Origin of the sequence: Corynebacterium sp. HMSC066C02, from assembly GCF_001814945.1 — a bacterium.
Classification (GTDB): Bacteria; Actinomycetota; Actinomycetes; order Mycobacteriales; family Mycobacteriaceae; genus Corynebacterium; species Corynebacterium aurimucosum.
In genome coordinates, this window is sequence record NZ_KV818476.1 from 175,404 (window position 1) to 196,606 (window position 21,203).

Sequence of the window (21,203 nt, forward strand, 5' to 3'; positions counted from 1 at the left end):
TGGTTCCAGTCATAAGGTTCGCTTGGGGGCAAGTAAACCATCTGCGCCTAGGTAGATGGTTCGTTTGGGTGCAAACAAACCAGCTGACTAGAACCTGGTGAAGGGAACCTTTTGTGGGGCAAGTAGTGCGGACTCTTGGGGCTGATTGGTCGATGAAGGGGAGCTGTAAATGGTCCCTTCAAATTGGTCTCTTTACTTTGGTCCTTTCACTGAGCAAAAGGACCATCTGGGCGCAGGAAACTGACGGTAAAAGGTCCCTTTGCGGTGAGTAGGGACCAGAGTATGGGGACCAAACTAAAGGGACCATGTGGCAGGGGTGTCGAGAAGGTGACGCTGCCGGCTACGGGGTTAGAAAATCTCATAGCGAGCGGCGCGAAGCTAGTCGTCCAGGTCCTGCTCGGCCTCTAGGTCATCCAGAGAGATGGTCTCCACTTCGCCGCGATGCGCGGTAGCGGCTTCGGACTCAAGCTCAGAAATGTGTTCTTGCCAGGCATCGATGCCGCCGCGCAGCGAGTAGACGTTGCTGAAGCCACGGGCGCGCAGGGCCTCGACTGCTTGGGAGGAGCGCAGGCCGCTGGCGCAGTAGAGGACGGCGAGGTCGGCGGGGTCGATGGGCGGGTTGTGGCCAGCGAGGATCTCATCGAGCGGAAGATGCTGCGAGCCGGGGATGAGGGAGGGAGCGCGTTCGGGGGCGGTGCGGACGTCGATAAGCGTGGCGTCCTCAGGGATCTCGCGGACGTCGGTGGGGTTGTCGGGGCGCGCCGGGGTGGCGCCGTTCGCGCGCACGGGGATGTATTCCCAGGTCCCGACGAGGGAATCGTAGTAGCCAAGCGTACCGATGAGCGGGGTGCCGATGCCGGTGAGGAGCTTAAGCGCCTCCACGGCTAGGGCGGAGCCGGCCACGCCGACGACCGGGCCCATCACGCCGGCCTGTGAGCAGGAGGGTACCTGCGGGTCGGTGGGGAAGAGGTCCTCGTAGACCGGGCCGTGGCCGGAGTGGAAGACGGTGAGCTGCGCGTCGTATCCCAGCAGCGATGCCCACACGTGCGGAATGCCCAGCTCATGGGCGGCCCAGGAGGCCAGGTGGCGGGAGTAGAAGTTATCGGTGCCGTCGATGATGAGGTCAGCGCCGCGCAGTTGCTCCAAGGCGGTATCGGGTGTGAGGCGTGAGAACTGCTCGACGGTGCACTCTGGGTTGAGGGCGCTCAAGGCTTCAGCGGCGGATTCAGTCTTGGGCTGGCCCACGGTCGCCGTGCTGTGGATGACTTGGCGGTGCAGGTTGGAGAGGGAGACGGTGTCGTCGTCGAAAAGCAGGATGCGCCCCACGCCTGCGCCTGCCAGGTAGAGAAGGGCAGGCGAGCCCAAGCCACCGGCGCCGATGACGGCGACGGTTGAAGCGTGAAGCCGTTGCTGAGTGGAGGTTCCCCAGAGAGCTTCCTGACGTGCGTAGCGTGAACTCATTCTGAAGTGCTCCGAGTTTTCCTAGACTTTTGCCTTGATTTCTATTGTTTCCTGCAGTGGATTCTGATTAAAGAATTCGGTTTCAATCCCGGTTGGTGTCGATATTCTAAGCTCTGGCGGAATCGTGCTTCGTCCTACCTCGACGCTCACTCGAACGTCATGCACGCCCTTGATGGCCACCAGTGTGTTGACCTTGATGACGAGTTCATCTTTGTCAGAAATGTCGGCTAGGCGCATCAGCCAGGCAGTGGACTTGCGATTTCCATGCGAGGTAAAGAGCAGAAAATAAAGCTCTTCTAGGCATTATTCCGTCCGTTTATCGAAAGGGTAAATAGACATCGGAATTGTGTATGCACCTTTTGCAGTACCACCTTGCATAAGCTGGCTAAGCTTCGCGATATGCGCGCCATCCTTATCCGCAGCTGGGGCTTTGAATGAAAAAGAATGTACGCGAAGCTCCTCAGCACCGTCAATCGGCTGAGTCACGATATATAGATTTCCGCCGTCGATAGTTGCAGATACAGGACGGCGATCTGCGCCGATTAGCGGTTCAGTTTCTTTAACTTCCTGACGCTCGAGATCAAGTGCCACGATCGTTCCTCGACTCGTAAAGTACGACACGCTTCCTTCTTCGTAGCGAGAGGACCTATTTACGCCTGGTATCGGCAGCCTTTCGATATTTCCTTCGTGTTTTAAAGTTGGTTTTTCATTCGAGGTACCAACCGAGACAACATACGCACCACCAGTATCGTCAGGAAAAGAAATATATGATTTTTCTTTCCCGCACCCAAGAGCAGAGAAGTATTCGGATGCGACTGTTCCGGCAGGTATATCAAGGCGAGATTCAGACAACAACCCGTCGACTCCCATACGCACAAGCGTTAAACCGCTTCCGTCATCTTCATCACGTTCTATCCAGACAGCTTTTTCATCAGTACAAGCCCTTAACGCGACTGGTCTCCTATCGCGAGTTACCGTGCTTGTAGATTCCTTAGTTGCGAGCACTATGCGGCTCGCATACGGACTATCGCTCATGCCTTCGTTAAAAACAAACACTGCTGCTTTATTGTCCACAGAACCAGCAGAAGCTGTTTGGGTCGGTAGACCTAAACCTGCGAGAGGTTTCTCAGATTGTTTGCGAAAATCTGAATCAAAGACAACCAATTGATCCTTATCTGGAGCCACATACCCTTCACCGAGCCTCTCCATCGAAGGGTTATACACCGATGCAAGTTCAGCGAGAGAGTCCACCTCATCAGTGCTCGTTCCAAAAACATAATTGTGATTATTTACGGAAGGAGTCACAGAGACAGCCCTAGCGATCCCGCCCCATTCCCAAGTGGCAAAAGATTTCGATGTCTGTGAACGCTCTTGCACGCACGAAGAAACGACAAGTGCACAGACGCCTAGAGCGCAAACCGCTAGGAGTTTTCGAAGTAGTGCTATGAGCATTGCGCTTTCACTTTCTGGATCTAAGCCCATTTCCCGTCCGTACCGAATTCCGACATTGCATACGACTGTTCAGTCCAGTCCTACCCACGTGGTGGTGTCATCGGTATGCAGCTGCTCTTTCCAGATGGGGACTTCCGCCTTGACGCGGTCGGCGCAGGTCGAAGCAGCCTCGAAGGCGTCCTTGCGGTGCGCGGAGGAAGCGGCGACGAGGAAGGCGGATTCGCCAATTTCTAGTGGGCCAGTACGGTGTGCGCACCAGAGGCGCACGGCGGGGAAGGCGGCGGCGACCTCGCCGGCCACGCGCTCGATCTCTTCTTGGGCGCTGGGATGTGCGGTGTAGGTCAGGAGTTTGACACCCCGGCCGGAGTCGTGGTTGCGCACGATGCCGTCGAATACAACGACGGCGCCGGTTTCAGCGGTGGCGATGTCGGGGGCGGAGATGGGCTCAGCGCTGATGTGGGCGCCGAGTAGGCCGAAGTTAGTGCTCATGAATGCCTTCCAACTGGTTGATGATGTGGTGAAGAACTGGTTCGAGGACCGCGCAGCCGTCCTTGGCCGCGCCCGTGGAGCCGGGCAGGGCCATGGCGAAAGTGGACCCGGTGACTCCGGCAACCGTGCGGGAGAGCGCCGCGGTCGGGATGGCCGCCGAGTGCGCGTAGAAGGCATGGGCCAGGCCGGGCAGTTCGCGCTCGAGGTGTGGGGTGAGCGCTTCGACGGTGCGGTCATCCGGTGTGATGCCGGTGCCGCCGGAAGTGAGGATGACGGAGGGGGCATCGGCGAAGGCAGTGGCCAAGGCGGAGTCGATGTCGGCGTCCGCGACAACGAGGGGCTGTGGGGTATCGAATCCCTGTTCACGCAGGAAGTTCACCAAGATCGGGCCGGAACGGTCCTCGTATTCGCCGGCGGCGGCGCGGGTCGAGGCAACAATAACGAGTGCGCGGCGGGTCATGAGAGTGGGAATACCTCCACGAGGTCGCCGGGCTGAAGCCGGGAGTTGGCAGGGACACGAATGAGGGCGTTAGCGCCGATGGCCTGGGATATCAGGTGGGAGCTGGTGCCGCCGAGGAAGGAGGCGTGGGCGGTGCCGTCGGTGATAGCTAGGGTGCCACGGCGGAACTGTTCGCGGTTGTTGAGGCCTTCGGCGGGCTCAGTAAGGTGTGCGCGAACCGGCTCCGAGGCGTGGCCGAGAACGGGCGCTAAGTAGAGGCGGAAGCTCACCAGCGTGGAGATGGGGTTGCCGGGGAAGCAGACCACGGGGACGTCGCCAAGGCGGGACAGGCCCTGTGGGCCGCCGGGCTGCTGGGCCACATGGCCGAACCAGCCATCCTCTTCAAAGATTTGGCGGATGACTTCGAACTTGCCGTGGGAGATGCCGCCGGAAGTCACGATGGCATCGGGACGATGGGTGATGACTGCCTCGGCGAGGTCGGCGCGAAGGGCAGCGGGATCATCATTGGTGCGCACGAAGCCGGCTACGTCGATGCCATACTGCGTGGCCAAGGCCGCGAGCATGGGCGCATTGGAATCGGGGATGGTGGCCTCGCCCTCGCCGCCGATTTCAGCGCCGCCGGTGCAGATAAGAATGCGGGCGGGCGCGTACGTGAGAACCTCGGTCAGGCCCTGGGAGGCGAGGGTGGCGATGGAGGGGGCGTCGAGAAGCGCGTGCTCATTGATGAGGGTCGTGCCGGCCTTGACATCGGAGCCCGCGCGGCGGATGAACTGCTCGGGAGTTGCCGGCACGGTGACCGTGGCGCCTTCCTCCGGGAAGTGCGGGGGCTCGCAGTGCTCGACGGGGACGATGGTGACGGTGCCCTCGGGGATTTTCGCGCCGGTCATGATGGGCAGGGCGGTGCCTTGCTCGAGCGAGCCCGGGGGATCCCCCGCCGCGATAGTGCGGCCGACGGTGAAGGTGCCGCCGTCACATGTGGGAAGCGCATAGCCGTCCATCTGTGAATTATCGAAAGGCGGAAGGTTGTGTTCGGCGCGGTACGTCGCGGCGGCGCGTCGGCCGAAGGCGCTGTTCAGGGGAGTGGACACCACCCGGGGTTGCGGAAGGGCCGCGCGAACGGCGGCGAGGTGTTCCTCATAGGTGCGCATCAGGTTCCTTCCTGTCACGGAGGCTGGCATAGTGGCAACCATGGTTGACATACACTACTTTGCCGCAGCCCGCGCCGCCGCGGGGCGCGCGCAGGACACAGCGCAGGCAGCGACGCTGGAGGAGTTGCTGGACGTGTTGCGTGCTCAGCATACCGGCAGCACCGAGGCCGGAATGAGCTTTGCGGAGGTGCTGGAGCGCTGCACCTTCCTGGTGGATGGCGCGAGCGCTACCGAGGACGCCGTGCTTGCCGACGCCTCCCGCGTCGACGTCCTCCCGCCTTTCGCTGGGGGTTAGTGTCGAGTTCGCAGCGGGCTGGTGAAGAAGTTCACCACGCCGGAAACGATCGCGAGAACAATCGCGCCGATGATGGCGGCGCCCCAGCCGTCGATGACGAGTGAATCCATTAGCGCGCTGACGAGGAGCAGGACCGCGCCGTTAATGACGAGCGCGAAGAGGCCCAGGGTGAGGCAGGTCAGCGGGGCGCCGAGGAAGCGGAGCACCGGGGTGACGACCTCATTGACGATGATGAAGACCGCCGCGATGAGCAGGAAATTCTGGGTGCTAGCGGGGACGATGTCGATTCCGGGGACAATCGCCACCACGGCCCAGAAGGCCACCGCGACGGCAATGACGTTGAGTGCAAAATTGATAAATGTCTTCACAACTGCACTCTAACGCGGAAACTACTCCTCTGCAGCGAAGGCAGCGTCCCACGCCTTAAGCAGCACGTCGGTTTCCTCAGCTGTGGTCACGGTGACGCGCACGCCCTCAGGGAAGGCGCGGACGAGAACGTCATTCTCGGCAAGCTGTGCAGCAACGTCCTGCGGGGAGCCCAGCTTCGCAATGGAGTCGGCGGCGAACCAGATGTGGTTGGCCTGGGATTCCGGCACACCAAAGTCGGCGAAGTGCTCCACCAGGCGGTCGCGCTGCTCCACGGTCTCGTCGGTGCGCTCACGCAGCTCCTTCTGGGCGGACAGCGAGGCCACAGCGCCAGCTTGTGCCACCGAGTTCACGGAGAACGGGATGGCCACCTTGCTTAGCGCCTCGATGATCTCGGCGTTGCCGAAGGCATAGCCTAAACGGATGCCGGCCAGGCCATAGGCCTTGGAGAAGGTGCGCAGGCCAATGACGTTGTCGTGAGTGTGGACGTAGTCGGTGGCCAGCGGGACGGCGTCGTTGCGGTTGTACTCGATGTAGGCCTCATCGAGCGCCACGATGACGTCCTTCGGGACCTTGGCCAGGAAGGCGTCGAGCTCCTCCTTGGTGATGATGGAGCCGGTGGGGTTATTCGGGTTGCACACGAAGATCAGGCGGGTCTTGTCCGTGATGGCAGCCGCCATGGCCTCCAAGTCCACGCGGTGATCCGCGGTGAGCGGGACCTTGACCGGGGTAGCGCCCACGACCTGCGCGAAGATGGGATAAGCCTCGAAGGAGCGCCAGGGGAAGACAATCTCATCACCGGGCACCGAGGTGATCTGCACCAGCTGCTGGCAGATGGCGGAGGAACCCGCGCCGCAGGTGACCTGCTCCGGTGTGACGCCGAGGTTTTCGGCGAGCGCCTTGCGGATTTCCACCGCGCCCATATCCGGGTAGCGGTTGACGTGCGCGGCTGCAGCTTCCATGGCCTTGAGCGCGCCGGGCAGCGGCTCCTGAGTTGCCTCATTGGAGGAGAGCTTCAAGGCGTGCTCGGCGTTCTTTCCGGGAACGTAGGCGGGCAGGGAGGAAAGGTCTGGTCGAATCATGTTTTCTACCTTAGGCGTTGCGGGGCCCACGAGGCCCGAAGTCGAAGTCAGCGGTCTGCGGCCCGAAGGCCTGAAGGCCCTTCGGCGCGTCGAAAGCATCAAGGCGCACCTCAAGGAAGGCGCCGCGCTCTGGGTGAGCAGCGATGTCGTCTAGGGCCTTCGCCAGCTCGCCTTCGGTTGAGGCCACGTAGGACTCCATCGTGGTGTCCTTCATGAAGGCCTTCGGCAGAGCCGTGTAATCCCACATCTGAATCTCGTTGTATTCGCGCTCCATGCCCAAGATGTAGCGCTCGATGGTGTAGCCATCGTTGTTCACCAACACGATGATGGGCTTCAAGTCCTGGCGCAGGATGGTGGACAGCTCCTGGGCGGTGAGCTGGAAGGAGCCATCACCGATGAAGAGAACATGGCGGCGCTCCGGGTTGGCCAGCTGTGAGCCCAGCACGCAGGGCAGGGTAAAGCCGATGGAGCCCCAAATGGTGGAGTTAATGTACTGCACGCCCTCGGGCATGCGCTGCTGGCCCAAGCCAATGTTGGAGGTGCCGGCTTCGGCGATGACCACGTCATCGTCTTGGATGAAGCCGAGCATCTGCGGCCAGATGCGCTCCTGGGTCAGCGGGGCATCCGGGTTCGGCTCGAAGGGCTCGGGTTCGAAGGCCGCGCTTGGCGACGCCTCGGCTTCCTGGATGCGGTCGAGGAGGACGTCGAGAAGCTCCAGCGTATTGATGCCCACGAAGAACTCGCCGTCGGCGTTGAGGTGCTGGTCGCCGAAGTTATAGACGCGGGCATCGGCCAGATTGTGGGTGAAGGAGCCGGAGTTGACCTCGATGAAGCGCGGGTTCGTGGTGACCAGGAAGTCGGACTTTTCGATGCGCTCCTGCACGCCCGGTGCGGAGGCCGCGCCGTTATAGGTGCCGATGAACAGCGGGTGGCGCTCAGACAGGATGGCTTTGCCGGAGGAAAGCTGGGAGTAAGGCAGCTGGGCCTTGTCGATGATGGCGCGGAGCTTCTCCGTGAAACCGTGGCGGTTGGTGTCCTGATCGATGAGGATGATCGGGTCCTTGGCCTTCGCCAAGTGCTCCAGCACGTAGTCCGCGGCAGCGTTCAGGCGCTCCGGATCGGAGGGGGCGAGTTCGGTGGAGAAAGGCTCGTCGGGGACCTCGATGGTCAGGTGAGTGATATCGGAAGGAATCTGGATGTGCACCGGGCGCTTCTCGCGCAGGCAGGTGTGCAGGGCGCGGTCGAATTCCTCGACCACGTTCATGGGGGACACGCGCGTGGCCACTTCGGTGAAGGGCGCGAAGGAATCGAGCATGTTGGCAAAGTCGCCGTCGGCAAGCGAGTGGTGCAGGTTCCAGCGGAATTCGGTCGCATACTGCGGCGGCGCGCCTGCCAACGACACCAGCGGGACGTGCTCGGCACGTGCGCCCGCAATGCCGTTGAGCGCGGAAAGCTCGCCCACGCCATAGGTGGTGAGCAGGCAGCCCACGCCGCGTTGGCGGGCGTAGCCGTCAGCGGCATAGGCGGCGTTGAGCTCGTTGCAGGCGCCGACGAAGCGGATGCCCTCGGAGGCCTCGATCTGCTCGAGGAAGCTCAGGTTGAAATCACCGGGCACGCCGATGATTTCAGTAATACCGATGGCCTTGAGGCGGTCCAGGATGAAATCACCAATGGTGGTCTGCATGAGAGGGTCCTTTCTATGTGTTTCGTGCGTCGTGGCGCTTCTTCCCCAGCCAGATGAGTGCCAAGGTCACAATCCAACAGGGTAGGACAATGGCACCGGTGCGGTAGTCCGGCAGCATGAACATCAAAGCGATGACGAGGGCGAAGAAGGCCAAGCACAGGTAGTTAGCGATGGGGTAGAGGGGCGCGCGGAAAGCAGCATCCGGGCAGCGTTTGCGGAAGTTCAGGTGAGCTACGGCGATGGCGGACCAGGAGATGAGCTCCGCGCCCACGATGATGGCGAGGAGAACAATCAGGATTTTGCCCTCGAAGAGGAAATTAAGCAGCACGGCAGAACCCATGAGCAGGGAGTTGAAGAGCAGGGCGCGAACCGGCACGCCCTTAGCGCTGACGGAGTTGAAGAAGGGCGGAGCTTGGCCGCCGCGGGAGAGATCCCGCAACATGCGCGCGCCGGAGAAGGTCATGGTGTTGAACACGGAGACGGCGGCGACGAGCACGATGAGGTTGAGGCCCGTGGCGGCAGCCGTGATACCTAGGGTGCTCAGCGCGCGTACGAAGGGTGAGGTGGAAGTATCGAGTTCGTTCCACGGAGCGAGCAGCACGATGATGCCGATGCCGCCGACGTAGAAGATGAGGATGCGCCAGATCACGTTGTTGATGGCCTTGGGCAGGCTTTTAGCGGGATCCTGCGCCTCGCCCGCGGCGGTGCCGATGGAGATGATGCCGCCGAAGGAGAAAATAACAGCGACGAGGGAAAAGAGCACACCGGAGGCACCGTTGGGGAAGAAACCGCCGTGCTCGGTGATATTGCTTAAGCCCAGGGCCGGCTCCGGGGTGAGGCCAAAGATGATGGCCGCGCCGACGACGATCATGAGGATGAGCGCGGCAACCTTGATGAGCGAAAGCCAGAATTCTGCCTCGGCGAAGGCGCCGACGTGCACCAGGTTGATGGCGGTGACGATGACGAGAGCGACGAGGGCGGTGAGCCAGTGCGGGATGCCGGGGAACCAGAAATCCATGATGGTGCCAGCGGCGGTAAGCTCCACCATGCCGACAACGATGGTGGTAAACCACCAGTTCCAACCAGTGACAAAGCCGGCGATGGGGCCGATGTATTCGCGGGCGTAGGCGCTAAAAGAGCCGGCGACGGGGTGCTCCACGGCCATCTCACCGAGCATGCGCATGATGAGGAAGATGATGAAACCGCCGATGGCATAGGCGGCGATAACACCCGGACCGGCCTCCTGGATGGAGGCGCCGGAGCCTAAGAAGAGGCCCGTGCCGATGCACGAGCCAAAAGCGATCATCTGCAGATGGCGCGACTTCATGCCGCGCTGCAGGCCGTCGTCTGTACTGGCGTTGTCGCTGGCGACAACGTCCTGTGCCCTGACGGAATTGTTGGTTGTGGTCATGTAGACGCCCTTCATGAACGTATATCTGTGACGTGAGTCATTGAACTGTAGGAGATTATTGCGCACCACAGTTTTGTTTGTCACTAGACAATATTCGGAAGTATCTTTGACATATGTCAAAAGTGACACCCCCGCAGCTGACGAGCATTCAGGATATCGTCGACGAATGCGCCCAGATCCTGCAGCGCTCCGTCGAGGTGACTACCCCCGCCATCGCGGTGATTGTCGCCAGTGCCCAGATTGGTGCCATCGATAAGAACCGTGCGGCCTCTATTCTTAACCGCACCCCGCCCCCAGAGCCGATCCCGTGGATGTTGAGCTTCGGTATTCAAGAGGCTGTGCTGCCGGTTCGCCTGCCCGCCAACCCGCGCTATGACATGCTGGCCCGCGTAGTCATCCCCCTGCGTCATGAGGATCGGCTCGTGGGCTACCTGTGGATTATTGATGAGCCCGCGCTGGGTGATGCTTCCCTGGTCCGCCTCGGTTCTTTAACGGCTCCGCTAGCCAGGCTTATCGACGAACGCGATGCGCCCCTCGCCGCCCGCGCCCAACAGCTCGGCGAGCTGGCTCGCGAGGTGCTCACCGGTGATCCTGCCGCGCTGGCGGGTGCGCGGGAGCGCGATCTTTTGCCCTCTGATGGCGAGCTGACCGTGCATCGCGTGCTGGTGGAAGGCGATCAGCGCGCGGTGGCCGTGGAACTTGCCCGCCCGTTGGTGCGCCGGCCCTTCTTGGTCGCGGACTCTCATGATTCCCTCGTGCTCGTTGAGTGCCGGCGCGATGACAAGGACACCGAGGCCCTCATGGAGGAGCTACAGAGTGCCGCGCTTGTCGCCGGCGCCGAGGTAGTGGCGCGCGGCTCGGCGCCGACGGCCCCGCAGGCGCGACTCATGGCGGACGTGGCCAAGCTCTGCGGCCAGGATTCACTGCGCTGGGAGGAGGCCGGCGCGTGGCGCCTGCTGCGCGGGTGGGAGCTGACCCCCGCGACGGTGGTGGCGATGAGCCCGGATGCCGCGGTGCTTCTCGACGACCCCCGCAACTCCTACTGGCACACCCTGCTGACCTATTTTGAGCATTCCCGCAACGTTTCTGCGACCGCTAATGCGCTCTACATCCACCGCGCCACGCTGCACTACCGCCTAGACCGCGTGCGTGAGATTCTCGGGCCCGGCGTGCTGGATGACGGCTGGCGTTGCGCGGCTCTCTACGTGGCCCTCAAGCTGCATGCGGCGCTTCAGGGAAAGAATAGGGAAGCCCGATTTTGTCCATAGGGGAAGCGCTCAGGTAGAGTGATGGACGGTTCATTGCGAATCGCTGGAGACGTGCCAGAGCGGCCGAATGGGGCTCCCTGCTAAGGAGTTGACTTACTTGCGTAGGTCCGGAGGTTCAAATCCTCTCGTCTCCGCAAACTACAGAACCCGAGTCATCGTTTCACCGGTGGCTCGGGTTCTGCGTTTTGTTGTTGTCATTCTGGAAGCGGGTGCCAGCGCAGATCTCGGTAGCGGGCAAAGCCCTGATCTTGGCTCAGTAGGGTTGCTTCTTCTTCTATTACGGCCGCAGCTATCCAGGCATCGGGGATGTCGCTGGCTTTAAGTTTGTGCAAGCGCGCCAATTCAGTGAAGGTTGTCCAGGTTCCTGGGCTGGAGCTTAAAAGGGTGCCGTTTGGGGCTTCTAAAATGGTATTGAGTGCAGTCAGCGCTTGCTGGGCGGTAAGTGGTTTGTGAAAAAGCTTGTGGTTCGTCATGACTCGAAGAAAGCCCGTTGCCACAACATCCAGGAGTCCAATTGTTTCATGTCGATTTAGAGCACTACTTAACCATTGTTGAGCGGGTTTATGTTGCGGTGCAGCGGAGTGGAAGGCATAAACGAGAATGTTGACATCAGGAATGATCATCGAGCACCGCCCACACAGCTTCTTTGTCGCTGAGATCAACTAGAGCCGGTCCGCCGCAATCGAAGGAGGGCAGGTTAACGGGGGTGTCTTCGGTACTGATGCGGGATTCCTTCTTGAGGGCAGCGCGGACCGCCTCTTCGACGTATGAGCTCAAAGTGACATTGTTGGCTTTGGCTTGGACCTTCGTTTCTTCAAGGAGTTTCGGGGGGAGGTTTATCGTGGTACACATACCTTTAGGGTAGAAAGCATCAAGTCATCAATCAAGAGGTGAAATGATGTATCTGCCTTCAGGAAGCCGTGAAAGGTTGACTGGTGTCTTAATTCAGTGCGAGCGTCAGGGTGAGCACGCCGATTGAGAGCGCGAGCATGCCTAAGCAGTTAATCCAGAATGCGCTACCGAGGAAGTGGGCGTGGGCATGGGCTGCTGCGGCCGCGCAGAAATAGGCGATGACGCCAACCATGGCTGCGATTCCTACGCCGGGGAACCAGAGGCCGGCAATGAGTCCTGCGGCGGCGAGGCACTTGATGACAATGAGCGCCCACCACCAGTCCTTGGGGAGTTTGACGCCGCTGAGGCAGGCTTCGATGAAGGGGACTGGTTTGAGGGAGAGGGCGGCGTCGCCAAGCAGAATGGCTGCTAGTAGTAGGGAGGGCCAAGCGGGGGAGGATTCTAGGATCATTGGGTTACTCCGAATGCGGTGTTGAGGCGTTCGATCGATGAGGCGGCTTGGGATGTGAGGTGCTCGGTGTCGTAGATTCCGGCGGCCCAGCCAATGAGTAAGCCGAGGTAGACGTTGTACAGCAGGTTGGAGTACTCGGCCGCATCGTCGCTGTTGAGTCTGGAGCCAAGGCGCAGGGCGATTTCATCGGTTAGGAGCGCTTTGAGCGCGGTGAGTGCCTTACCTTGGTTGCCTTGTTGGATGAGCGCCGCGCCGAACGCGCGGGAGAGTTCATCGTGGCCGGTGAACATCTGCAGGAATGGTTCGAGGACGTCGAGGAGGCTATCGGATTGTCCCCGGATGTCGTCGTGGAGTTCTGAAATGCGTTGGCCAATGGTGTGGATGAGCAGCGTTTGTTTGTCGCCGACTCCCATGACGGTTCCCACGCTGACGCCAGCTTCGGATGCGATAGTCCGGATGCTGGTGGTGGCGTAGCCCTGAGTGAGGAAGAGGTCATAGGCGGTGGCTAGGACCTTGCTGTCGGTGCCAGCTTTGGCGGCCGAGCGTGATGAGTGAACGTGTTCAGTGAACATGTTCAAAGAGTAGCGCTTGACAGTTTCAGGGTCAATGGCGTCAGAGTGTTGGTGATTGCAACTAGGTCAGCGCGGGGAAGACGCGGTCACGCAACAGGTGCGCAAGCTCGCGGTCGGGGGCCGCTGGGTTGACCCAGGCGGTGTCGCCGATTTCGGCGGCCGCATGGGGTTCGTCGGCGGTGACCGTGCGGGTGCAGGTGAAGATGGTGCCGACGACGACCTCGCCCGGTTCGTTGGCGGCGGGAGCGTCGAAGGTGCCGAGTTCGTTGAGGCTCTCGGCGTCGAGGGTGAGGCCTACTTCTTCGGCGACTTCGCGCAGGGCGGCGTCGACAAGCGCTTCGCCCGCCTCAGGCTTGCCGCCGGGCAGCTGGTATTTGCTGGAGGACTTCTTGCGCACGGTAAGCACGTGGCCTTGCGGGTTGCGGATGACGACGGCTGCGACTTCAATCATGGCCGCCGATTGTAGTGGGTAGTGAAAGTGCTAGAAAAATTTGTTTATCAATACAAGTTGGCGGGGTGTGGGCAAGGGTTTTGTTTTAGCAAACCATATCAACCTTTAATTGTTAATCATGGAAATTACGTTATGGGTTTCGGCAGGTTAGAGACTCGAAGCTTCAACGGGTACACTGCCTTCAGTGCGCCAAAGTTGGAAGATTTTTATCAGAGATGTAGCCAGGCTTGGCCGCGTCCCCAGGGCGTGGATCATCCTCATCGGACTCATCATCACCCCCGCGTTGTATTCATGGGTGAACATCGCGGCTTTTCGTGACCCTTATGGCCATACCAACAACATTAAGGTGGCCGTGGTCAACGAGGACAAGGGTGCTAACAATGAGCTCACTGGGGACATTGATGTCGGCAGCGAGGTCATTGAGAAACTGAAAAAGAATGACCAGATAGGCTGGCAATTCCTTGAGCGCGACGAAGCCGAGAAAGCCCTTTTAGAGGGAGACGTGTATGCCTCGGTGACGATTCCGGAGGACTTCAGTGAGAACCTCGTGAGCATGCTCGACGGGAAGTTCACGCAGCCGCAGCTGGTCTACCGCGTCAACGAGAAGAACAACGCCATCGCCGTCAAGATCACGGATACCGGTGCCAATGGTCTGGACAAGCAGATCACGGCGGCCTTTAAGGAGCAGGTGGCCACCGTCGCTGCGGAGAACGTCAAGGACACCGGTACCGACTTTGAGCGAAAAGTCACGCGCGCGATGAACAACACCAGCTCCTCTTTTGGGGAGACCGCGCAGGAGATTGACGGCAACCGCGAGAACCTCGCGCGGATCCAGGGAAAGCTTGACGCCGCTGCTGACTCCACGTTGGGAGCTAAGTCTACGGTGGCCAATGTGAGTGCTGCGCTGGGCGACGCCCAAACCGCCCTCGCCGAGGTCTCCTCCCTGGTCGAGGAGGCCCAAGGTGGTATTGGGGACTTCACCGACCAGACCACCGGCGCCTTCGTCAACGGTGCGACTGCGGTGGCGGACGGCACCGCCCAGGCGCAGGAATCCATCGCTGATGTCACCGCTGGCCTGAACCAGGCCGGTGACCGCTTCGATTACGCCACGCAGCGGGCTAATACCGCCATTGATGCGAGCGCAGAATCGATTGCGCAGCTTAAAGCCCTGCGCGATTCCGCAACACTCTCACCGCAGGTGGCTAAGGAAATTGATGACGCCATCCAGCGCCTTGATGAGGGTAATGAATCCAACCGCCAGTTGGTGGGAAACCTCAGTGCGCTGAGCAAGGATACGCAGGCCGCGGCGGATAACGTGCAGGCTAGCGCGGAGGCCATTAATCAGGCGGCGGCCGATACCAAGGCCACCTCGCAGACGCTGCGCGATACCGTGACGTCCGCCGTGCCCGAAATCAACCGTGCCATGAGCAACCTGAGCTCCATGGCGAGCGCTTTGAGCTCCACCCTGGAAGCCCAGAAGGGCACCATGCAGGAGGCAGACGGTCTCCTAGATGGTGTGGCCCAGCAGCTGCGTGCCACGAAGGACACCTTGTCCGATTTCGATGCCAACCTCCTTGCCCTGCAGGACAGTTTGCGCGCGATGCAGGGTGATGTGGGCTCGCTGCGAGCCGCAATGAACTCCAAGGTCGTTCAAGATGTCACCGGGCTGGATGCGGAAGAAATCGGTAGGTTCTTTGCCGAACCCATCGAGCTGAAGACCGAAACCGTGTACCCGGTGGACAGCTACGGCTCCGCCATGGCGGCGCTGTTTACCAACCTCTCCCTGTGGATTGGTGCCTTCGTCCTCATGGTGATCTTCCGGGTCGAGGTGGATAAGGAAGGCTTCGACCGCGTCACAGTGGGCCAGGCCTACTTGGGCCGCTTCCTCCTCATGGCGTTGATGGTTATCATCCAGGCCATCACGGTGACCGTCGGTGATCTGCTCATTGGCGTGCAGACCGTGAATGCGCCGGCTTTCGTCCTGACAGGCATACTCGTGGGACTGGCCTACTTGAGCATTATTTACGCACTGTCCTCATCCCTGGGACACCTGGGACGTGGCCTCTGCGTGGTCTTTGTCATTATCCAGATTCCGGGTGCTTCGGGCCTGTACCCGATTGAGCTTTTGCCCAACTTCTTCCACACCATCTACCCACTACTGCCATTCACGTACGGCATCGATGCCATGCGCGAAACCATCGGTGGGTTCTATGGGAACCACTATTTCAAGAACATGGCCGTGCTCGCCTTCATGTTCATTCTGTTCTTCGTCTTCGGCCTGCTGCTGCGTAAGGCGTTGGCGCACTTCAATGTCATCTTCAACCGCGAGCTGCGGGACACTGAGCTCTTTGACTATGAAAACGTGCAGGTTGTGGGCTCCGGCTACCGCATCGCGGACGTCATCCAGGCGCTGGATAGCCGCAGTGGCCTGAAGAAGGATCTGGACCGCCGCGCGCACAACTGGGGCTATTGGCTCAAGCTGGTGGGCATCGCCGGTGTTATCGGAGTGGTGATCCTCATCGTCGTCTCGGGTCTCTTGCCCGACCAGAAGCCGCTGCTTCTGGCTATTTGGACGGCATGGTGCTTCCTCATCATTATCGCCGCGGTCACCCTGGAGTACCTGCGCATTAGCCTGAAGCAGTCCGCAGAGCTGGTGACGTTGGATGAGGATGACATCAAACATCCAGCGCGCATTGGCGCGGAGTCCACGGAGGGGGATAACTAATGCGTGGAACACTCGATCTTTTTCTGAATGACATGCGCACCGCATGCCGCAACGTGATGAGCGCGGTGATGCTCGTGGGCCTCGTCGTTATCCCGATGCTGTTCACCTGGTTTAACGTTCTGGCCAGCTGGAATCCCTTCGATAACACCAGCCAGCTCAAGGTGGCGGTGGCCAGCAAGGACACCGGCTACAAAAGCGATCTGTTGCCGGTGCCCATCAACGTCGGCGACCAGGTGCTCAATGAGCTACGTGCAAACGAGCAGCTGGATTGGGTTGTGACCACCTCCGATGAGGCGATAGAAGGTACCAAGTCCGGTGAGTATTACGCAGCCATCGTGCTTCCGGAAGATTTCAGTACCGACATGATGAACTTCTACACGGATGGTTCCCAGCCTGCGGATTTGTCCTTCTATATGAATGAAAAGAAGAATGCGCTGGCGCCGAAGATTACAGGTCAGGGTGCAGAGGGCGTGTCGGCGCAGGTGGCCGAGGCCTTCACCACGACGGTCGGCGATGTTTCCTTCGACCTGGTTACCTCACTCTCCGACTTCTTGAGCCAGGGCGATACCAAGGCCGTGTTGGACCGGATGCAGGCGCGCGCGGATGGTGTGCAGACCCAGCTGGATATGGCGGCACGTACCGCGCGTTCCTTGGCTGGACTTGTGGATACCGCGGTTCCGCTCATGGAAAGCGCCCAGCGCATTGCGGACTCGGCGGACCTGGAGCTGCCGGAGGTCCAGTCCTCCTCACTCAATGTTTCGACGGATGCGCTGCAACAATCCCTCGATGCGACCAGCGCCAGCTATGATGTGGTGCGCCAACGCATTGATGCGCTTTACGACGACGCCTCCGCCTCCCGCGCCGACCGCGTCGCCGCGCTCAACACCTTGGCCGGCCAGGTAGAAGGCACCATTGCGCAGTACCAGAACCTGCATGGCCACATTGAGGCCCTCCCGATTCCCGTAGGGGATAAGGAGAAAGCGCTCAGCCGGATCGAGGACGCTATCGACGCCGAGCGTGCCCTTCACGCGCGCCTTACGGCCGCCGCCAACGCACCCGAACCTACGAAGCCGGATCTCTCCAGCCTCGATGATGCCAAGAAGGCAGTGGAGGGAATCTCCACCTCCGGTCTGCGTGAATCCTTGCGCGCGCTGCAGAATTCCCTGGGCCAGGTAAGCGCGGATCTGGATACCGCGAAGACTCCCGTCACCATTGATTCCTCTTCCTTGACGGATGCCCGGGATGCGGTACAGAAGCTCGCCTCTGGCTTGCAGGACAAGGCGAACAAGTTTGGTGATCTAAAGAAGGACATCGATTCCGCTGCGGAATCCGGGGATCTGAAGAAACTCGCGGACCTTATTGGTTCAGATCCGGACGCCTTGGCGCGTGCGATTGCGGCCCCAGTGGACGTCGACAGGCAAGCGGTCTACCCGGTCAAGAGCTTCGGCGCCGGCATGACGCCCATGTACACCGCCCTGGCGCTGTGGGTGGGTGCGCTGCTGACCGCAGTGAGCGTGCGCACCGACGTTGTGGACAAGGACAAGTATTCGCCGATGCAGCGCTTCTTCGGGCGCTTCGGTATTTTCGCGGCGGTCGGCCTCGTGCAGTCGACGATGCTCATCCTGGGCCTCATCTTCTTCGTAGGCATCGAGCCCGCGCACCCGATCCTCATGCTGCTGGCAGGCTGGATAAGCTCGCTCATCTTTATGCTGATTTGCTACACCTTTGTGGTGTCGTTTGCCAACGCGGGCAAGGCGCTAGCGGTGCTCATGCTGGTCATCCAGGTCTCTTCTTCGGGCGGTGCTTACCCATTGCCGGTGCTTCCGGAGTGGTTCCAGAACATTAGCCCCTGGTTGCCAGCGACCTACACCATCCGCGCCTTCCGCGCGGCCATCGCCGGAACCTACCACGGTGACTTCTGGCTGTCGCTGCTTGCCCTCTTGCTCTTTGCCGTACCGATGCTCGTGTTGGGCGTGGTCTTCCACAAGCCGCTGGAGAAGTTCACCAATGGCTGGGTGGAGACCTTGGAAAAGACCAAGCTGATGTAGTGCTTACCGCACGGTGCAGCCGATGCTATTTACATAAAACTCTGGAGATACTCACAGGTTAGTGGGGTCCCGTGAAACGGCACCCAGCGGTAAGCTGAAGCGCTGTGAAACGCGGTCATTTCCTGGGCCCAGCTCGGCTCACCGCCGCGGGCTTTATTCTGCTTATCCTCGTGGGAACGGTGCTTCTTATGCTGCCGATTTCCGCCAACGTTCCACAGTGGACTCCGTTCTTGCCGGCACTTTTTACGGCTACCTCGGCAGTCTCTTTGACGGGTCTCGTGGTGGAGGACACCGGAACTTACTGGACGCCCTTCGGCCAAGTGGTCATTATTACGCTCATCCAGCTGGGCGGCCTCGGCATCATGAGTTTGGCGTCGTTATCGGGCATGCTTCTGACCGGACGCATCAGCTTCAAAGCTCGCAGAACTAGTGCTGCGGAGGGCCGCGCCGTGGTCTCTGGCGGAATTCGCCGCGCCTTGCTGCTTACCTTGGTGATGACTCTGATCTGCGAGGCCATCGTTGCCGTATTTATCGGCGTGCGTTTAGCCACCGAACACGGAGTAGCACCAGGACGCGCGGTGTGGGAAGGCATCTTCCACGCTATTTCGGCCTTCAACAACGCCGGGTTCAGTACCTATTCCGATAGCGTCGTTTCCTTTGCCGCCGATGCTTGGATCCTGTTGCCCCTCGCCTGCGCCCTGATTACGGGTGGCTTGGGCTATCCCATGCTGGCGGAGTTCGTGCGACGGGCCCGCGCACGGCTAACACGCTGGCGTGGTGGCACGCCACGCATTCACCGCATGTCCATGACCGCCCGGATGACGCTGGGTGCCACAGCGTTTTTGTTGCTTAGCGGCACCGTTGTTTTCTTCCTCGCAGAAAACTCTGGGGTACTACACGGGATGCCGCTGGGACAGAAGCTCACTAACGCTTTTTTCATGAGTGCGTCGCCCCGCACGGCCGGTTTCAACGCCATTGACTACGGGGAAGCGCATCCGTTGACGCTGATGGTCACGGATATCCTGATGTTCATCGGCGGCGGCTCCGCCGGTACGGCGGGTGGCATCAAGGTGACGACCGCATGCGTTCTGGGCGCGGCGATGATCTCTGAATTCTTGGGCCGGGAAGACACCTCCATCGGGCACCGTCGCCTGCCGCTGTCCACCTTCCGCCAGGCCCTCGCGCTGACCGCCGCCGGAATGATCGTTGTTGCTGTAGGCGTGGCAACGCTGCGCATCTGGGACCCCGAGTTCACCGCGGACCAGGTCACTTTCGAAGTCATGTCCGCCTTCGCCACCGTGGGTTTGTCCACGGGTATTACCGCAAGTTTGTCCGCACCATCACAGCTCATGCTGTGTCTCATCATGTACGTTGGCCGCGTAGGCCCCACCACCTTCGTGGCGGCACTGGCCGCCCGGACTATTAGCCTGCGCTACCGCTACCCAGAAGAAAGGCCGTTCATTGGCTAACATGTTCAGCGCCCTGCGGCGTGAGAAGTCTTCCATCAATATTCCGCCGGTCGTCGTCATTGGCATGGGGCGGTTCGGTTCTTCCCTGGCCCGTGAATTGATGGAGCATGGCGTGGAGGTTCTTGGCATCGATGCCGAGGAGAAGCACGTGCGCGAGCACGCCGCGTACCTCACCGAGGCCGTGACCGCGGATACGACCGACGCCGAGGCCCTCCGCCAGCTGGGCGTTGATGAAGTGGAACGCGTGGTCGTGGCCATCGGCTCCGATTTGGAAGATTCCATCCTCACCGCCTCGAACTTGGTGGAACTGGGGGTAGGCGATATCTGGGCCAAGGCAGATTCGGATGCGCACGCCCGTATCCTGCGCCAATTGGGAGTGCACCACGTGATCCGCCCAGAGCGCGATACGGGCCGCCGCGTGGCGCACCTGTTGGGCGGGCGCTTCGAGGACTTTGCGGAGATCGCCACCGACTATGGTGTGACGGCGATGACCCCGCCGGCGTCGATAAGCAAGCGTCCGCTCAACCTGCACCAGGTGTGGGAAGAGCACAACGTTCAGCTCATCTCACGCTGTGAGGGGCCTGGCCAGTGGCGCCCGCTTGTCGACGGCACCGAGCTCACCCACCGCGACCTCATCGTCGTCGCCGGTAGCCCAGCGGATCTTGAGGCCTTCTCGCAGTCCTAAGCGCGGTGCTTGGGGTGCCTCGCACTGTGGAGCGAGGAGCGGGGCGCTACAGTGGCGCGTATGACGAAAGCACGTTTCCCGGGCTCGGTGTATGGAACAGGGGAGGAACCCGACCCGCGCTTCAGCATGGCTAATGAGCGCACCTTTTTGGCGTGGATCCGCACGTCGTTGGCCTTTATCGCCGGTGGTGTGGCTCTGGAGACCTTCGAGCTGCCGCTGAACACCACGCTGACTCGCGTCGTTTCCGTCATCATGCTGATCGTGGCCATAATCCTGCCGGCGGTGGCATGGTTTCACTGGGGTGCTTCGGAACGAGCGATGCGCCATGGGCGTCCGCTCCCGGCTAGCCCAGCGTTGGCGTTGATTGTTGGTGTGGTGATCATCATCGGCCTGATGATTCTGGTGGGCGAGCTGCTAGCGTGAGCGAGCTTTTTGATCCCGGCCTCCAACCCGAGCGCACCCGCTTAGCCTGGCAGCGCACGGGGCTCGCAGGTCTTGTTGCTGGTTTGCTCGTCGTGCGTTCCATTGCGCCATGGGCCGCCCTGATTGTTGGGGTAGTGGTGGCCGTGGTGCTGTGGTTGGCCACCGCCAAGCTTCGCCATGTTGACGAGATCCTGGCTCGGACCGAATCACCTGCCCTGCCCGGAGCTCCGGCGCTTGCCGCCGTTGCGCTGGGGACGATGCTCCTCGGGGCAGTTGCCTTTGCCGCTATCTGGTAGAGCCAAACCCCCAGACCTCGATCCCGCAACCCCCTGGTGGGTGGTGGGCGTCGGCAAGCGCTTGGCGACGCCCACCTGCAGGTTGCGGGATCGAGGTCTGGGGATCTGGGGGAGG

The 21,203-nt window shown here is 60.8% G+C and carries 23 protein-coding genes and 1 tRNA gene; 9 read left to right on the forward strand and 15 right to left on the reverse strand.

Annotated elements, in window-relative coordinates:
• Positions 1 to 378: 378 nt before the first annotated feature.
• From HMPREF2996_RS12025 to HMPREF2996_RS12050, 6 genes are all read right to left on the reverse strand, one after another.
• A complete protein-coding gene (locus tag HMPREF2996_RS12025; RefSeq protein ID WP_246823041.1) occupies positions 379 to 1,461 on the reverse strand; it encodes a ThiF family adenylyltransferase in 1,083 nt (360 codons plus the stop codon).
• A gap of 21 nt (positions 1,462 to 1,482) precedes the next feature.
• Positions 1,483 to 1,698, reverse strand: coding sequence for a hypothetical protein (locus HMPREF2996_RS12030; RefSeq protein WP_070444330.1), 216 nt, complete (start codon positions 1,696 to 1,698; stop codon positions 1,483 to 1,485).
• 66 nt (positions 1,699 to 1,764) lie between these two features.
• Positions 1,765 to 2,766 (reverse strand): hypothetical protein, encoded by a 1,002-nt coding sequence (locus tag HMPREF2996_RS12705; protein ID WP_141757490.1) that lies wholly within the window; start codon positions 2,764 to 2,766, stop codon positions 1,765 to 1,767.
• Positions 2,767 to 2,982: 216 nt separating this feature from the next.
• The gene (locus HMPREF2996_RS12040; protein ID WP_070731475.1) at positions 2,983 to 3,402 is read right to left on the reverse strand and encodes a molybdenum cofactor biosynthesis protein MoaE; all 420 of its coding nucleotides are present in this window, start codon (positions 3,400 to 3,402) and stop codon (positions 2,983 to 2,985) included.
• Positions 3,392 to 3,862 carry a MogA/MoaB family molybdenum cofactor biosynthesis protein gene (locus HMPREF2996_RS12045; RefSeq protein ID WP_070731476.1) on the reverse strand — a complete coding sequence of 157 codons (471 nt, stop codon included), beginning with the start codon at positions 3,860 to 3,862 and terminating at the stop codon, positions 3,392 to 3,394. The genes HMPREF2996_RS12040 and HMPREF2996_RS12045 overlap by 11 nt, the downstream gene beginning before the upstream one ends.
• Positions 3,859 to 5,010, reverse strand: a complete 1,152-nt coding sequence (locus tag HMPREF2996_RS12050; protein WP_070731477.1) for a molybdopterin molybdotransferase MoeA — start codon at positions 5,008 to 5,010, stop codon at positions 3,859 to 3,861. Before HMPREF2996_RS12050 ends, HMPREF2996_RS12045 begins: the two co-directional genes overlap by 4 nt.
• Positions 5,011 to 5,050: 40 nt before the next feature.
• Here HMPREF2996_RS12050 and HMPREF2996_RS12055 point away from each other — a divergent pair, with 40 nt between their 5' ends.
• Positions 5,051 to 5,305 carry a MoaD/ThiS family protein gene (locus tag HMPREF2996_RS12055; RefSeq protein ID WP_070731497.1) on the forward strand — a complete coding sequence of 85 codons (255 nt, stop codon included), beginning with the start codon at positions 5,051 to 5,053 and terminating at the stop codon, positions 5,303 to 5,305.
• Here HMPREF2996_RS12055 and HMPREF2996_RS12060 read toward each other — a convergent pair.
• Genes HMPREF2996_RS12060 through HMPREF2996_RS12075 form a run of 4 tightly spaced genes read right to left on the reverse strand, consistent with a single transcriptional unit; the run spans position 5,302 to position 9,848 of the window.
• Positions 5,302 to 5,673, reverse strand: coding sequence for a phage holin family protein (locus tag HMPREF2996_RS12060; RefSeq protein ID WP_070645473.1), 372 nt, complete (start codon positions 5,671 to 5,673; stop codon positions 5,302 to 5,304). The genes HMPREF2996_RS12055 and HMPREF2996_RS12060 overlap by 4 nt on opposite strands.
• A gap of 21 nt (positions 5,674 to 5,694) precedes the next feature.
• On the reverse strand, positions 5,695 to 6,753 hold the full coding sequence (gene hisC, locus HMPREF2996_RS12065) for a histidinol-phosphate transaminase (RefSeq protein ID WP_070731478.1): 1,059 nt from the start codon (positions 6,751 to 6,753) through the stop codon (positions 5,695 to 5,697).
• A gap of 10 nt (positions 6,754 to 6,763) precedes the next feature.
• Positions 6,764 to 8,437: an alpha-keto acid decarboxylase family protein gene (locus HMPREF2996_RS12070; protein ID WP_070731479.1), complete on the reverse strand. Its 1,674-nt coding sequence runs from the start codon at positions 8,435 to 8,437 to the stop codon at positions 6,764 to 6,766.
• Between the two features lie 13 nt (positions 8,438 to 8,450).
• Positions 8,451 to 9,848, reverse strand: a complete 1,398-nt coding sequence (locus HMPREF2996_RS12075) for an amino acid permease (RefSeq protein WP_083313821.1) — start codon at positions 9,846 to 9,848, stop codon at positions 8,451 to 8,453.
• Positions 9,849 to 9,961: 113 nt separating this feature from the next.
• On the opposite strand from HMPREF2996_RS12075, the gene HMPREF2996_RS12080 reads away from it, so the two are divergent.
• Both HMPREF2996_RS12080 and HMPREF2996_RS12085 read left to right on the forward strand, forming a co-directional pair.
• Entirely contained in the window at positions 9,962 to 11,116 is a 1,155-nt protein-coding gene (locus HMPREF2996_RS12080; protein ID WP_070710415.1) for a PucR family transcriptional regulator, read from the forward strand.
• A 45-nt stretch (positions 11,117 to 11,161) separates the two neighbouring features.
• Positions 11,162 to 11,250 (forward strand) — tRNA-Ser (locus HMPREF2996_RS12085).
• 60 nt (positions 11,251 to 11,310) lie between these two features.
• Here the strand turns inward: HMPREF2996_RS12085 and HMPREF2996_RS12595 are convergent.
• The 5 genes from HMPREF2996_RS12595 to HMPREF2996_RS12105 all read right to left on the reverse strand — a co-directional run bounded on the left by HMPREF2996_RS12595 (position 11,311) and on the right by HMPREF2996_RS12105 (position 13,442).
• A complete protein-coding gene (locus HMPREF2996_RS12595) occupies positions 11,311 to 11,739 on the reverse strand; it encodes a TA system VapC family ribonuclease toxin (protein WP_083276414.1) in 429 nt (142 codons plus the stop codon).
• Complete coding sequence (locus HMPREF2996_RS12090) at positions 11,726 to 11,893, reverse strand: hypothetical protein (protein ID WP_246823042.1); 168 nt, start codon at positions 11,891 to 11,893, stop codon at positions 11,726 to 11,728. The genes HMPREF2996_RS12595 and HMPREF2996_RS12090 overlap by 14 nt, the downstream gene beginning before the upstream one ends.
• Positions 11,894 to 12,056: 163 nt before the next feature.
• Positions 12,057 to 12,419, reverse strand: a complete 363-nt coding sequence (locus HMPREF2996_RS12095) for a DoxX family protein (protein ID WP_070444309.1) — start codon at positions 12,417 to 12,419, stop codon at positions 12,057 to 12,059.
• Complete coding sequence (locus tag HMPREF2996_RS12100) at positions 12,416 to 12,991, reverse strand: TetR/AcrR family transcriptional regulator (protein WP_070444307.1); 576 nt, start codon at positions 12,989 to 12,991, stop codon at positions 12,416 to 12,418. Before HMPREF2996_RS12100 ends, HMPREF2996_RS12095 begins: the two co-directional genes overlap by 4 nt.
• A 61-nt stretch (positions 12,992 to 13,052) precedes the next feature.
• Positions 13,053 to 13,442 (reverse strand): NUDIX hydrolase, encoded by a 390-nt coding sequence (locus tag HMPREF2996_RS12105; protein WP_070710743.1) that lies wholly within the window; start codon positions 13,440 to 13,442, stop codon positions 13,053 to 13,055.
• A gap of 184 nt (positions 13,443 to 13,626) precedes the next feature.
• Here HMPREF2996_RS12105 and HMPREF2996_RS12110 point away from each other — a divergent pair, with 184 nt between their 5' ends.
• The 6 genes from HMPREF2996_RS12110 to HMPREF2996_RS12135 all read left to right on the forward strand — a co-directional run bounded on the left by HMPREF2996_RS12110 (position 13,627) and on the right by HMPREF2996_RS12135 (position 21,088).
• Positions 13,627 to 16,167, forward strand: coding sequence for a YhgE/Pip domain-containing protein (locus HMPREF2996_RS12110; protein ID WP_070731481.1), 2,541 nt, complete (start codon positions 13,627 to 13,629; stop codon positions 16,165 to 16,167).
• Positions 16,167 to 18,215, forward strand: coding sequence for a YhgE/Pip domain-containing protein (locus tag HMPREF2996_RS12115; RefSeq protein WP_070710745.1), 2,049 nt, complete (start codon positions 16,167 to 16,169; stop codon positions 18,213 to 18,215). The genes HMPREF2996_RS12110 and HMPREF2996_RS12115 overlap by 1 nt, the downstream gene beginning before the upstream one ends.
• Before the next feature lie 104 nt (positions 18,216 to 18,319).
• Entirely contained in the window at positions 18,320 to 19,684 is a 1,365-nt protein-coding gene (locus HMPREF2996_RS12120) for a TrkH family potassium uptake protein (protein ID WP_070444299.1), read from the forward strand.
• Position 19,685: 1 nt separating this feature from the next.
• Positions 19,686 to 20,369: a potassium channel family protein gene (locus HMPREF2996_RS12125; RefSeq protein ID WP_070444297.1), complete on the forward strand. Its 684-nt coding sequence runs from the start codon at positions 19,686 to 19,688 to the stop codon at positions 20,367 to 20,369.
• 60 nt (positions 20,370 to 20,429) lie between these two features.
• A complete protein-coding gene (locus HMPREF2996_RS12130; RefSeq protein WP_046648866.1) occupies positions 20,430 to 20,792 on the forward strand; it encodes a YidH family protein in 363 nt (120 codons plus the stop codon).
• Positions 20,789 to 21,088 (forward strand): DUF202 domain-containing protein, encoded by a 300-nt coding sequence (locus tag HMPREF2996_RS12135; protein WP_070524591.1) that lies wholly within the window; start codon positions 20,789 to 20,791, stop codon positions 21,086 to 21,088. Before HMPREF2996_RS12130 ends, HMPREF2996_RS12135 begins: the two co-directional genes overlap by 4 nt.
• Positions 21,089 to 21,203 lie beyond the last annotated feature (115 nt).